This window comes from Pseudomonas sp. Yb2C2 (assembly GCF_052112325.1).
In the GTDB taxonomy this organism is placed as follows: domain Bacteria; phylum Pseudomonadota; class Gammaproteobacteria; order Pseudomonadales; family Pseudomonadaceae; genus Aquipseudomonas; species Aquipseudomonas marginalis.
Genome location: NZ_JAVAJK010000011.1, coordinates 138,003 through 150,529, shown reverse-complemented (window position 1 = coordinate 150,529; position 12,527 = coordinate 138,003). Strand labels below are relative to the sequence as shown.

Sequence of the window (12,527 nt, the reverse complement as noted above, 5' to 3'; positions counted from 1 at the left end):
ATGGGTAACCGGTCAATTCGCCCACGCCTGAGGAGAAACCTCGGCCAGGGCTTTGAATGCAGGCTTGGCGAACCAGTAGCCTTGCATCAGAAATATTCCACAGTCAGACAGAAAGTCGCGTTCGCCGGCACTTTCGATGCCTTCGGCGATGACAGTAACGTTCAACTGCTCACAGATTGTGACAATCCCCTGGACGATCACCTGACGGACACGATCCTGGTCGACATCGCGGATCAGCGCCATGTCGAGTTTGATCAAGTCAGGTTGGAAATCAGCCAACAGATTCAGCCCCGAATAGCCCGCGCCGAAATCATCGATAGCGGTCTTGAAGCCGAATTCGCGGTATTCACGCAGAATATTCGTCAAATGGCGATAGTTATCTACATGCTCGCTTTCCAGTGTCTCGAAAATCAGTTGATCCAGCGGAAAATTGTGCGCGCGCGCCGCCTCCAGGGTGCTGCGGATGCACAACTCCGGACGGTACACGGCGTTGGGCATGAAGTTGATGGAAAGGTGGGTTTGCATCCCCAAAGCTGCAGCACCGGCAATCGCCTGGGTGCGGCAGCGCTGGTCGAAGCGGTAGCGGTTGCTGTCGTTGACCTGGTCCAGCACCGACAATGCCCCTTCGCCCTGTGTACCGCGCACCAAGGCTTCGTGGGCAAAAATCGAATGGTCCCGAAGGTCAACGATAGGCTGGTAGGCGAAAGCAAACTCGAAACCCAAGGGTTCGCTTTGCTGGCAGCCTGCGCAACGCTGTTCAGGCGAGGTGAGTGAAGTAGGAAAGTCGGTCACGGCGTATCCTCGCGAAAACAGGGTGCTACCTGGCGTATCTTAGGTGAGCCTTGAGGTTTATGCGTCGAAGGGTTTCAACGTTACAGTTGCGACATTTGTCAGAGCGAGGAATTCAAGTGGCTCAAAAGCAGGAAGAGGAAGAAAAGGTCCGTCTGGACAAGTGGCTTTGGGCGGCGCGTTTCTTTAAGACACGTGCCTTGGCCAAGGCCGCGATTGAGAGCGGCAAGGTGCATCATCGAGGCGAGCGCTGTAAGCCGGGCAAAGAGCCACGTGTCGGTGATGAGCTGCAGATTCGGATAGGTTTTGACGAAAAGACCGTCGTGGTTCAGGCACTTTCCATCGTGCGCCGTGGCGCCCCCGAAGCACAGGCGCTGTACACCGAAACCGAAGCCAGCATTGCCAGGCGCGAAAATGCGGCAGCCCTGCGCAAGGCGGGCGCCACGGGGATGACCACCGATGGCAAGCCGAGCAAGAAGCAGCGCCGCGACCTGTTCAAGTTTCGCGGCAGTGGCAATGATGACTGATTGCGCAGCGGCCCATTCAAATGTGGGAGGGGGCTTGCAGCGTTAAGGGGAGGTGCGCACGACGCTCAATCCACTGATCACTGGCAGCTTGCCAAGTAACCTGAAGATCGGCGTCGTCACGTGTAACAACGCGGCCGACACCTTCGCCGCAAACGGCGTGTAATAACCCCAGCCCAACGCCAACAGTGCCAGCAGCACCCCGCCGATATAATCGTCCTGCCCCCAATGCGCGCCCGCCACCAGCCGCGGCATCATGAACAACAGCGCCAGGCCCCAGATCACCAGCACCTGGCCGATACGTTTGGCGAACACGCTCATGAACATTGCCCAGATCAGCAACACCGAGGCGTGATCCCCTGGAAAGCTTTGGCTTGAGCGGTCCTTCAGCTCCCAGGTCTTCTCCAGCCCCGGGAAATAGTCGCTCATCTGGATCGCCCCGGCGATGACCATCGACGGGCTGCTGTGTTGCCAGCCCATCTGCGCTGCGAGTTTGGAAAACAGCATGCGGATAAACAGCAAGAGCAACAAAATACCGACAAAACCTAACAGGGCCTGGCGTACCTGCGCGGCTTTGAACACCCAGTCGCCGCGAATCATCAGCATCAGCAGGATCACCCCGACCACCGCATCAAACGGCCGCAAACTGGCCACGGCCCACACGTGCAGCCATGTCGCGTTGCTCGCCAGCGGGTCGTTGAGAAGGTGAAACAGCCACTCGTCGAAAATCACACACAGCATCTGCCCCGTGGGCCACAGCCAAAAACACAGCAGCCCGATAGCGAGTAGATTGCACAGAGCCCATCGCCGGAGGTTCCACTTGGCTTGGAACAAACCCGGATTGTTCATAAACTGTCCCTCTTCGCTCTAAATAAGCTCTCTGTTTCCAGGAGAAAGCCGCACCAAGATGGTGCTAAAGCGTTTAATTTTATAAACCTTGTAACCAATTTGTCATCAATTCAGATACCCAGACCTATGACTGATCTACCGGATACCGACTTCACCCAACGCTTCATCTTCGATGAGAGCGACGCCCGCGGCGAAATGGTTTCGTTGGAGCGCAGCTACGCCGAAGTCCTCGCCAAGCACCCCTATCCGGAACCGGTCGCACAACTGCTCGGTGAGCTGATGGCCGCTGCTGCGTTGCTGGTAGGCACCATGAAGTTCGACGGTTTGCTGATCCTGCAAGCCCGTTCCGAAGGGCCGATTCCGCTGTTGATGATCGAGTGCTCCAGCGAGCGCGAAATCCGTGGCCTGGCCCGTTATGAAGCCGACCAGATTGCCCCGGACGCCAGCCTGGCCGAGCTGATGCCCAGCGGTGTCCTGGCGCTCACCGTCGACCCGACCTCAGGCCAACGTTACCAGGGCATCGTCGACCTCGACGGCAAAACGCTGTCGGAATGCTTCACCAACTATTTCGTGATGTCCCAGCAAGTGGGCACCAAGTTCTGGCTCAACGCCGACGGCAAGCGCGCCCGTGGCATGTTGCTGCAACAACTGCCGGCCGACCGTATCAAGGACGACGAAGATCGCGCTGAAAGCTGGCGGCACTGCATTGCCTTGGCCGATACCCTGAAAGCCGAAGAACTGCTGGGCCTGGACAACGAAACCATCCTGCACCGCCTGTACCACGAAGACCCGGTGCGCCTGTTCGACGCGCAGACCTTGCACTTCCACTGCAGCTGCTCCCGTGAGCGTTCGGGCAACGCCCTGGTCAGCTTGGGCCTGGAAGATGCGCAGAACCTGGTGGTGGAACACGGTGGCAATATCGAGATCGACTGCCAGTTCTGCAACGAGCGCTACCTGTTCGACGCTGCCGATGTAGCGCAATTGTTCGCTGGCGCAGGCATCGACACGCCTTCCGACACCCGCCACTAAAACGTTTAAGCACAGGTAAATCACCTGTCAAATGCCGGATTAGAGGCGTTCTGACGGGAGGGCCCTACTCTTTTTGGGCTTTTCTGGCATAATCCGGCCCACTTTTTTCGCGGTAGTAGTGCGCAACTTTCTACTACAAAACGTTTGGAGCACTCGGCCACAGGCCGACGGGGAACCTCATGACGCAAGCCAATAACGCCGTATACACCGATCTGAGTGTTGACGATCTGGTCAAAGAAGCCCTGCAGCGCGGTGAAGGCGTGCTTGCCGATACCGGCGCGCTGGTCGTGGAAACCGGTCACCGTACCGGCCGTTCGCCAGTCGACCGTTTCATCGTTGAAGAGCCTTCCACCCAGGATTCCATCGCCTGGGGCCCGATCAACCGCAAGTTCCCGGCCGACAAGTTCGATGCCCTGTGGGCACGCGTCGAGGCGTTCAACAATGCGCAAGAGCATTTCGTTTCCCACGTTCACGTAGGGGCCTCCGAAGACCACTACCTGGCCGTGAAAATGACCACCCAGACTGCCTGGCAGAACCTGTTCGGTCGTTGCCTGTTCATCAACCCGGCCCAGTACAACCCGGCCGGTCGTGACGAGTGGCAAGTGCTCAACGTGGCCAACTTCGAGTGCGTGCCTGAGCGTGATGGCACCAACTCCGACGGTTGCGTGATCCTTAACTTCGCCCAGAAAAAAGTGCTGATCGCCGGCATGCGCTACGCCGGTGAAATGAAGAAAGCCATGTTCTCGGTGCAGAACTACCTGCTGCCGGCTTCCGACGTACTGCCGATGCACTGCGCCGCCAACATTGGCGAAGCCGGCGACGTGACCCTGTTCTTCGGTCTGTCGGGTACCGGCAAGACCACCCTGTCCGCCGACGAAAGCCGCTACCTGATCGGTGACGACGAGCACGGCTGGGGCGAAGGCGTGGTGTTCAACATCGAAGGCGGTTGCTATGCCAAATGCATCGACCTGTCCGAGAAGAACGAACCGGTTATCTGGAAAGCCATCAAGCACGGCGCCGTGTTGGAAAACGTCGTCATCGACGAGGCCAAGCACGCCGACTATGCTGACGTGAGCCTGACCCAGAACAGCCGCGCCGCCTACCCGCTGGAGCACGTTGCCAAGCGTTCCGAGAAGAACCTGGGCGGCGAGCCAAACGCGGTGATCTTCCTGACCTGCGACCTGACCGGCGTACTGCCGCCCGTGTCCATCCTCAGCGAAGAACAAGCGGCCTACCACTTCCTGTCCGGCTACACCGCACTGGTGGGCTCGACCGAAATGGGTTCGGGCAGCGGCATCAAGTCGACCTTCTCCACCTGCTTCGGCGCACCGTTCTTCCCGCGCCCGGCCGGCGAATATGCAGAGCTGCTGATCAAGCGCATCCGCGGCTTCGGCTCCAAGGTCTACCTGGTCAACACCGGCTGGACCGGCGGTGGCTACGGCGTTGGCAAGCGCTTCAATATCCCGACCACGCGCGGCGTGATCGCAGCGATCCAGAGCGGCGCGTTGATCGGTGCTGAAACCGAACACCTCGACACCATCAACCTCGACGTGCCATTGGCCGTGCCGGGCGTTGAGACCGGCCTGTTGAACCCACGTAACACCTGGGCTGACAAGGCCGCTTACGATGAAGCAGCGAAGGCGCTGGCTGGTCTGTTCATCGAGAACTTCAAGAAGTTTGAAGTGAGCGATGCGATCAAGGCTGCGGGTCCGAAGTTGTAAGATTCGGTCGCTGTTAAAAAGCCGCTCCTTGTGAGCGGCTTTTTTGTGCGCGAAAGGTTCGTCGACGATAGGCCGAACCATTGCCCCTCCACCTTTGACTTGCGGTGTACCTGGAGCCGGTATTCGCTCAGCTCAGGTTTTCCAGCGTCTGCGTGTCCCAGCTGTGGGTCTTGATGGCCAGGTAGAGCATGCCGATGGTCAACGGGACCTTGTCGCCATGCCCCTTGCCCCGACGCTTGAGGAACACGTCAAAGACCGGTGGGTTGAAGTAACGATAAGTGTCGTAGTCGCCCAGGTCGAGGGCGAACTCCTGCTCCAGCGCTTCCATGAGCTGCTTGGCTTCGCTGCCGTCACAGCCCAGGTCGAAATTGAGTGAGGTTTGCAGGCGGATGGTCTTGTGTTTCGGCAGGCCGACTTCTTCGTGCAGCAGTTGAAGGAGTTGCTGCATCACGGGGTCTTCGGGGAAGTTAGGGGCGAGGTTCATGGTGGGTGCACGCAGGAGTGGGTGAAGGGGCTGGTTGCGTTGGAGGCGGTATTTGTTTCGAGTGATGAAGAGCGCCAAGCCTATCAAGAATACAAAGACAGGTAGGAGGGGCATTCTGAGGATCACCGCTACATAGGGTAGTAGGAACGTCAAAATAAGGCCTGTTGTAAGAAATGTGACTGCGAAGTGCTTTCTGAGCATTGGGTCTGTGATTTGGTAGTGCAGCACCAAATAGATAATGAGAAAGGAAGCGGATTGAAGGTAAAGGGCCATGCCACTAAGACTCGTCCGAGTAGACATGCATTGAGAGTGTTGACCGCTGAGGCCCTATGCCTCCTCTCACACTGGCATCCAGACCGATGATGATGTCTCCAGCGTGATATCTACGAAGCTTGCCGGAAATCGTATCTCCAACGAATCCCGCGGTTACGGTTGAAATGGCAATCCCTGGTGCTTTAACCGCTCCGGAGATTATTTGTTTGATGAGTACGTTTTGGTCGTTTAACCGATCGGCCTGATTCCGTCTCAAAGGATGGGAAATCGCGACCGCCCTTTCGCATGGCAAGTCTCTGGCCAGCATTTTTTCGTACAGCCTACGTATCTGATCGCGCACTTGTCGCGCTGCCGTTTTTGTTTCAAGCAGGCATAGATTGGCCAAAGCATGCCGATTGTCAGGCACAACAGTGAAGCGAATCACTGTGAAGATGACGCCATAGTGGCCGATGTGTTGAGCCCTTTCGATGTTCACAGGTTTCTGCCGAGAAAGTTGAGACCGCGCTATTTTCATTCAGCTACGGGTAACTTCTGTAGAGGGTCAAGCGTGTGTTCGGAGCAGTTTGGGAAGGGGATGTCGCGTTGTTTGGAGGTTTCCTACAACGGTTTCCGGCATTTGTGGCTTGGCAGTGCTTTAACAGGCAACGCGGGTCAATGGTAGGAGCGAGCTTGCTCGCGAAAAACTCAAGGACGCCGCGTTTCTTCTGGCTTACCGCGTCATCGTTGATGATTTTCGCGAACAGGCTCGCTTCTAAAAAGGGTGTTGCTTAGATTTGTGCTTGTTCGGTTTGTAGTTGTACGTGTTGCGCCGCTTCCAGCAAATCACAGCCGTCTTGGACGAGCAGGTACAAGGCGTTGGTGATGTGGGAGATGTCTTTGAGGTCGGAGTGTTCGAAGGTCAGGCAGGAGAAGGTTTCCAGTAAGTCGGTGGCTGCGCGGATGCGTTGGTGGGCGGCGGACTGGATGTCTTCGGCTTTGGCTTGGGTGTCGATGAGAAGCGGATGGGTATCAGTGAAATTGGTGCGTAGATGACGATAGCGGTTCATCGTTTCAGGTATTTGCATTTGAAGGTGCTCGGTTTGCTGTTAGGTAACCGACATCACCGTGGCCAAACGGTGGGTGGCGGACTGTGCGCGGGTTGGCCAGCCGGAAACAGCACTCCGACACGTCCGAAGACGTCCCCCACACAGCCGCCATAGCACTGCTATACGAGACGATAGACGTTCGCAGAGCGAGTAATGGCACTTATGTGTGCTGTTTTCCGGGTGACCAAACCCGGCCGCTGATTTGGCAGCGACGGTGCGAACCTTAGAAGTGAGTGTGCGCTCGGGCAATAAACAGATGGTTTAATCGTTCGTGGTTCGATCAGGCGCTGGCAGGCCTGCTGACACACCGCTCAAAAATCGCCTCCAACCCCCGATAATCACACGCCACCGCATCAATATTCGCCGGTATCCATGCCGCGTGTTTGACCAGCCACCAGTTCACTGAAAACCCCGCATTGACGATGATCTGTTCGAACAAAATCCGCTGCGCCCGGCCGTTGCCCTCGCGGAAGGGGTGGATGACGTTGAGGTCGCCATAGGCTTCGGCAATCTTGCTCACCAACTCGGTTTGGCTGGCACCGACAAACCAGTTTGCCTCTTCCATCTGCCGGATGATCTTCGCGGCTTCCGGGGGGATGCGCTCCGGGGTGCAGAACAGGGTGTCGCCTTTCTGGATGTTCACGCTGCGCAACTCACCTGCCCAGTCGTAGATGTCACCGAACAGCGTGCGGTGGATGTGTTGCAGGCGGTCGAGGTCGTAGGGCGGGGGGAAGAGGGGGAGGCTGCCTACGGCGATTTCGGATAATTCCCGCTCGGCCTGGTGCAGGCGGGCTTCGTCGAGCAAATCGAGGCGGTTGCGCAGGACGCTGCTACCGGGATAGCAGTACGGATCCTGGCCCACCCCGTATTTGTCGAGCATCAGCGTGGGGTGTTGCGGTACTTGGCAAGGACGGCTTCGCGGGTCGGCAGGGGTTTGTCGACGTCGGCCGGTTGGGTGTCGAACCCTTCCAGGCGCAGGCTGGCCAGGTAATTGGAACGGCGGATCTTGTGGTAATGATCCTGTTTTTGCTCAAACGTCAGTTCGCTCATCGCAGCGCACTCCTGGGTAGCAAGGTTTGATTGTAGCGCAATGCTTCAACGGGAAGGCGGGATAAAAACCACGTCACATTCTGTACAAAAAATCCGCCGACACTCGGAATTCAGCGTATGTTTCACCGCAAAATCTTGTAGGGCGATTTCCGCCCGCTACTTAAAGGGAGTTAAGCATGGGTTTGCTTCGTGTTGCTTCGGCGATGTCGTTGTGTGCGGTGGCTTTTTCGGTCCAGGCCGGGCAGTTGCCGATCGAAGTGCTCAGTGCGGTGGTCAAGGACCAGAAAATCGCTGATGCCGAAGTGCTGCTGCAACGCAACGGCGCACAGAATGTGGTGGGCCGCACCAACGCCCAGGGCCAAGTGACGCTGACCAGTGAGGCCGCTGATGATGCGAGCAACCTGCTGATCATCAAGAAACCTGGCTACTCCAACCTGGTGGTGAAGTGCCCATGCGCGGGCATGACCTACGCCATCAGCCCGGTGATGGAAAACCTCGATGGCCTGCGTGTGGTGCTGACCTGGGGCAAGACGCCGAGTGACCTCGACTCCCACATGATTTTCCCCGGCAATAACATCTACTTCGAGAACCAGAAGGGTACTGACGCCGAGTTGGATGTGGATGACACCGACAGCTACGGTCCGGAAACCATCACCCTGCAGAAAAAGCACTACGGCGAAAGCTACGTCTATGCCGTGCACGACTACAGCAATGGCGGCAATCCAGGCTCGCGCCAGTTGTCCGACAGCGAAGCCAAGGTGTTCGTGTACATGGGCCAATCGCTGGTGCGTACCTACTACGTGCCCAAGAACCGCAGCGGCAACCTGTGGACGGTGTTCCGCATGACCGGCAGCGGCGACTTCCAGGACATCAACACTTTCAGTGGCGTGACCGTGAATGCGGCGAATGTGCTGAACGAAGTCAAACCGCTGCTGGATGACAGCGTGGCGGTCACCGCCGTCACCGTCAGCTCTTCCGTACAAACCGATGCGAAGCGTCTGAACCTGCAGGGTGAAGCGGCCTACCAGGCCGGCAAGCTGGACCAGGCCATCGACCTGTTCCGCCAGGCTATCGAGCTGGACAATGGCTTCGGCAAGGCCTACGGCAACCTCGGCCTGGCGTATCAGAAAGCCGGCAACACTGCCGAGTCGATCTGGGCCAATCGCAAGGCTATCGCCCTTGCCACCGGCGCCAATGCTGCCACCGTGCGTGCAGGTGCCTACTACAACATTGCGCGGATCTACGAAGCGGCGGGGCAGTTCCCGGATGCATTGCGTCACTACCAGTTGGCCAAGGAGCAGAAGGCCAACCCGGTGTATGACACGGCGATTGAGCGGGTGCAGAATCGCTGATTCAGCTGTAGCGCAGGTCTGAAATGTGGGAGGGGGGCAATCCCCCTCCCACATTTGGTTTGTGGTGTTCCTACAGCCACAGTCGAACTTGTCAAATTTGGCCCAAGGCCATTGCTGCACCCTGTGTATCATCCTGTCTCTTTTTTCCATGCGACCTTTCTCGATTCGCTGAGCTTGCTGGGCTACGTTTTTAAGCCACCTTCAGCGGTCAATGGAGTGACAGCCTATGCACGACACCCTCCAGCAGGTCTTTGGTTATCCACAGTTTCGTTTGGGCCAGGAAGAAACGGTCAGCGCCGTACTGGCAGGTCGTTCGGCTGCGGCCATTTTTCCTACGGGGTCGGGCAAGTCCCTGTGTTATCAGCTGTCGGCGGTGTTGCTGCCGCACCTGACGCTGGTGGTGTCGCCGTTGTTGGCGTTGATGCAGGACCAGTTGGGCTTCCTGCAACGCCACGGTATTTCGGCGGGCAGTATCGATTCGGCGCAAAGCCGCGAGGACGCCAATGACGTGATGGCCCGCGCGCGTTCCGGCGAGCTGAAAATCCTGATGATTTCCGTGGAGCGCTTGAAGAACGAGCGTTTTCGCCACTTCCTGCAAAGTGTGCAGATCTCGCTGCTGGTGGTGGATGAGGCGCACTGTATTTCCGAGTGGGGCCACAACTTCCGCCCGGATTATTTGAAGCTGCCGGACTACCAGCGCCAGTTCAAGATCCCACAAGCGCTGCTGCTGACGGCTACGGCCACGCCCAAGGTGATTGCCGACATGCAGGCCAAGTTCGCCATTGCGCCGGACGACGTGGTCACCACGGGCTTCTACCGGCCCAACCTCAACCTGTTGGTGGAGCCGGTCGCCGGTGCGGACAAGCATCGTCGCCTGGTGCAGTGGATGAGCGAGCGGGCCAGCCAGCCCAGCATCGTCTACGTCACCTTGCAGAAAACCGCCGAGCAGATTGCCGAGCACCTGAACCGCAACGGTATCCAGGCCGAGGCGTATCACGCCGGCTTGCCCCACGACAGGCGTGAGGGCATCCAGCAGCGCTTCATGGCTGGGCGCTCCAATTGCATCGTCGCTACCATCGCGTTTGGCATGGGTATCGACAAGAGCGATATCCGCAATGTCGTGCATTTTGACCTGCCCAAATCCATCGAGAACTACAGCCAGGAAATCGGCCGTGCGGGGCGTGATGGGCAGCCCTCGGACTGCCTGGTGCTGGCCAACCGCGACAGCCTCAATGTGCTGGAAAACTTCGTGTACGGCGATACGCCCGAGCAGGACGGTATTCGGCGGGTGCTGGAAGAGTTGCAGGCAGCGCGCAGTGAAGGGCAGTGGGAGTTCCTGCTGAGGTCGCTGTCGGACCACAGCAACATCCGCGAACTGCCACTGAAGACACTGCTGGTGCAATTGGAGCTCAGGGGCGTGATCGCGCCGCGCTACGCGTTTTATGCCGAGTACCGCTTCAAGTACCTGGTCGAGCCCGAGGCCCTGCTGGCGCGTTTTTCCGGCGAGCGCCAGCAGTTTGTCGCGGCGATCATCCAGGTGTGCAAGCGCGCGAAAACCTGGGCGACCGTGGATTTCGACGCGCTTTACCAACAACACAATGCCGAACGCAGTCGGGTGGTGAAGGCCCTGGATTACTTCCAGGAACAAGGCCTGATCGAGTTGGAAAGCAAGCAGATGACGGAGGTCTACAGCCTGCTGGATACCGAGTTTGATCCACAGGTGTTGAGCGCCGAGTTATACACAGGCTTCAAGCAGCACGAGGTGACGGAAGTGGCGCGGATTCATGCCATGCTCGATCTGTTCGCCACCGAACATTGCCTGGGGCAGCGCCTGGCGCGTTACTTTGGTGATGAAAATGCACCGCAGCGCTGCGGGCACTGCTCCGTGTGCCACGGCCACGTCGCGCATTTGCCGGCGCCGCCGAGCCTGCCGCCGCTTGTGGATAAAAACTTCATGGGGCTGTGCGGTGATTTTATCCACAGGCATCATGAGCACACCGGCCAACTGCCGGGCGCTGAGCGGCTGACACGGTTCCTGGGGGGTATCAGCGTGCCGTTGTTTACCAAGTTGAAGGCGCGGGGCATTCCCGGTTTCGCAGCGCTGGAAGACTACCCCTACGCCGACGTGCGTGAGTGGGCCCAAGCCCACTTGAGTGACCTGTAACCCTACTTTCATGAGACGTGCCCATGCCTGACTCAATGCCGCAACGCGCCGATTACCGTCACTTCCAGCCGATCATCACACGCTGGCACGACAACGATGTGTACGGCCATGTGAACAATGTCACCTACTACAGCTTCTTCGACACGGCGGTGAATACCTACCTGATCGAACAGGGTGGGTTGGATATTCATGACGGTGAGGTGGTGGGGTTTGTGGTGAGTTCGGCGTGCGATTACTTCGCCTCGATTGCCTTTCCCGACCGCCTGGACATCGGCCTGCGGGTGGGCAAGCTGGGCAACAGCTCAGTGCAGTACGAATTGGCGGTGTTCAAGGCAGGCGAAGAGGAGGCCTGTGCGGCGGGGCGCTTTGTGCATGTGTTCGTGGATCGGGGGACGAACCAGCCGGTGACGGTTCCGGGGATGTTGCGCGAGGCGTTGCAGCGGTTGGTGGTCTGACTTCGGCGTTGCAGGCACCACGGAACCCGATGTGGGAGGGGGCCAGCCCCCTCCCACATCGGTTTTTCAGTGTTCTTTAGCGCTTAGCGGTGACGGTAGTGATGCTTGTTCTTGCGATGCCCGTAGGCATGGCCGCGGCCGCGATGGTCGTCGCGGTCATAACGGCGGCTATCACGACTACGACGATCATCGTCATCGCTCTTGTTGCCCATGTAGTTGCCCAGCGCACCGCCCGCGCCACCGCCGGCCGCTGAACCGATCAGTGCCCCGGTGCTGCCGCCGACACTGCGGCCCACCACGTTGCCGCCGGCTGCGCCCAGTGCGCCGCCAATGGCTGCTTCGCCGCGGCTGCGCTTGTCTGCGCCGACCGCACTACCGCCTGCGCCGCCCAGGGCCGCGCCGATGGTCGAACCGGTGTTGCCGCCCAACTGCTGGCCGACAACCGAGCCTAGAACCCCGCCCAATGCGCCGCCCACACCGGCTTCGGTGGTGCCACCGGCCATGGCTGCGCCACTGACCAGGCCAAGGGACAACAAGAGAATCGAGGAGAACTTCATAGAGAGACCTCAAGAGGATGACGGCGCGATCCTGAGGCTGTATTGACATGGTTACAATAGAAATCCGACCAGTAGCACGAGTTGTACACAATTCTCTAAGTTACTGTTTTAGCTCTGGAACTTAAGTGGTTTTTGCGAGTCTTTAGCTACTTCGGAACGGCCGCTTTTATGCAAAAGCGGCCTTTTTTGTGTCCG

At 58.4% G+C, this 12,527-nt stretch carries 13 protein-coding genes; 6 read left to right on the top strand and 7 right to left on the bottom strand.

From position 1 onward, the window contains the following. Nucleotides 1-12: 12 nt before the first annotated feature. The gene (rimA, locus tag Q8X51_RS17175) at nucleotides 13-792 is read right to left on the bottom strand and encodes a S6 modification regulatory phosphodiesterase RimA (RefSeq protein WP_074848395.1); all 780 of its coding nucleotides are present in this window, start codon (nucleotides 790-792) and stop codon (nucleotides 13-15) included. A gap of 116 nt (nucleotides 793-908) precedes the next feature. Here rimA and Q8X51_RS17170 point away from each other — a divergent pair, with 116 nt between their 5' ends. Beyond that, complete coding sequence (locus Q8X51_RS17170; RefSeq protein WP_027605149.1) at nucleotides 909-1,316, top strand: RNA-binding S4 domain-containing protein; 408 nt, start codon at nucleotides 909-911, stop codon at nucleotides 1,314-1,316. A 42-nt stretch (nucleotides 1,317-1,358) separates the two neighbouring features. Here the strand turns inward: Q8X51_RS17170 and Q8X51_RS17165 are convergent, their stop codons facing one another. Continuing rightward, a complete protein-coding gene (locus Q8X51_RS17165) occupies nucleotides 1,359-2,162 on the bottom strand; it encodes a phosphatase PAP2 family protein (protein WP_065925813.1) in 804 nt (267 codons plus the stop codon). Nucleotides 2,163-2,288: 126 nt separating this feature from the next. Between Q8X51_RS17165 and hslO the strand changes: the two genes are divergently transcribed. After that, nucleotides 2,289-3,191 (top strand): Hsp33 family molecular chaperone HslO, encoded by a 903-nt coding sequence (gene hslO, locus Q8X51_RS17160; protein WP_407693513.1) that lies wholly within the window; start codon nucleotides 2,289-2,291, stop codon nucleotides 3,189-3,191. A 179-nt stretch (nucleotides 3,192-3,370) separates the two neighbouring features. Continuing rightward, entirely contained in the window at nucleotides 3,371-4,912 is a 1,542-nt protein-coding gene (locus Q8X51_RS17155) for a phosphoenolpyruvate carboxykinase (protein ID WP_065925812.1), read from the top strand. A gap of 127 nt (nucleotides 4,913-5,039) precedes the next feature. Here Q8X51_RS17155 and Q8X51_RS17150 read toward each other — a convergent pair whose 3' ends face one another. From Q8X51_RS17150 to Q8X51_RS17135, 4 genes are all read right to left on the bottom strand, one after another. Continuing rightward, nucleotides 5,040-5,396: a DUF1493 family protein gene (locus Q8X51_RS17150; RefSeq protein WP_407693514.1), complete on the bottom strand. Its 357-nt coding sequence runs from the start codon at nucleotides 5,394-5,396 to the stop codon at nucleotides 5,040-5,042. Nucleotides 5,397-6,436: 1,040 nt separating this feature from the next. Then, nucleotides 6,437-6,733: a hypothetical protein gene (locus Q8X51_RS17145; RefSeq protein WP_330215703.1), complete on the bottom strand. Its 297-nt coding sequence runs from the start codon at nucleotides 6,731-6,733 to the stop codon at nucleotides 6,437-6,439. 301 nt (nucleotides 6,734-7,034) lie between these two features. Beyond that, nucleotides 7,035-7,634 (bottom strand): putative adenosine monophosphate-protein transferase Fic, encoded by a 600-nt coding sequence (locus Q8X51_RS17140; RefSeq protein WP_065948514.1) that lies wholly within the window; start codon nucleotides 7,632-7,634, stop codon nucleotides 7,035-7,037. Beyond that, the gene (locus Q8X51_RS17135) at nucleotides 7,634-7,804 is read right to left on the bottom strand and encodes a YhfG family protein (RefSeq protein ID WP_003236014.1); all 171 of its coding nucleotides are present in this window, start codon (nucleotides 7,802-7,804) and stop codon (nucleotides 7,634-7,636) included. Before Q8X51_RS17135 ends, Q8X51_RS17140 begins: the two co-directional genes overlap by 1 nt. Before the next feature lie 176 nt (nucleotides 7,805-7,980). Here Q8X51_RS17135 and Q8X51_RS17130 point away from each other — a divergent pair, with 176 nt between their 5' ends. From Q8X51_RS17130 to Q8X51_RS17120, 3 genes are all read left to right on the top strand, one after another. Then, a complete protein-coding gene (locus Q8X51_RS17130; RefSeq protein WP_065925808.1) occupies nucleotides 7,981-9,156 on the top strand; it encodes a tetratricopeptide repeat protein in 1,176 nt (391 codons plus the stop codon). 226 nt (nucleotides 9,157-9,382) lie between these two features. Further along, the gene (locus tag Q8X51_RS17125) at nucleotides 9,383-11,320 is read left to right on the top strand and encodes a RecQ family ATP-dependent DNA helicase (protein ID WP_407693515.1); all 1,938 of its coding nucleotides are present in this window, start codon (nucleotides 9,383-9,385) and stop codon (nucleotides 11,318-11,320) included. Nucleotides 11,321-11,343: 23 nt separating this feature from the next. Then, on the top strand, nucleotides 11,344-11,775 hold the full coding sequence (locus Q8X51_RS17120; RefSeq protein ID WP_407693516.1) for an acyl-CoA thioesterase: 432 nt from the start codon (nucleotides 11,344-11,346) through the stop codon (nucleotides 11,773-11,775). An 83-nt stretch (nucleotides 11,776-11,858) separates the two neighbouring features. On the opposite strand, the gene Q8X51_RS17115 is transcribed toward Q8X51_RS17120, so the two are convergent. Continuing rightward, nucleotides 11,859-12,332: a glycine zipper domain-containing protein gene (locus Q8X51_RS17115; protein ID WP_027605140.1), complete on the bottom strand. Its 474-nt coding sequence runs from the start codon at nucleotides 12,330-12,332 to the stop codon at nucleotides 11,859-11,861. Nucleotides 12,333-12,527 lie beyond the last annotated feature (195 nt).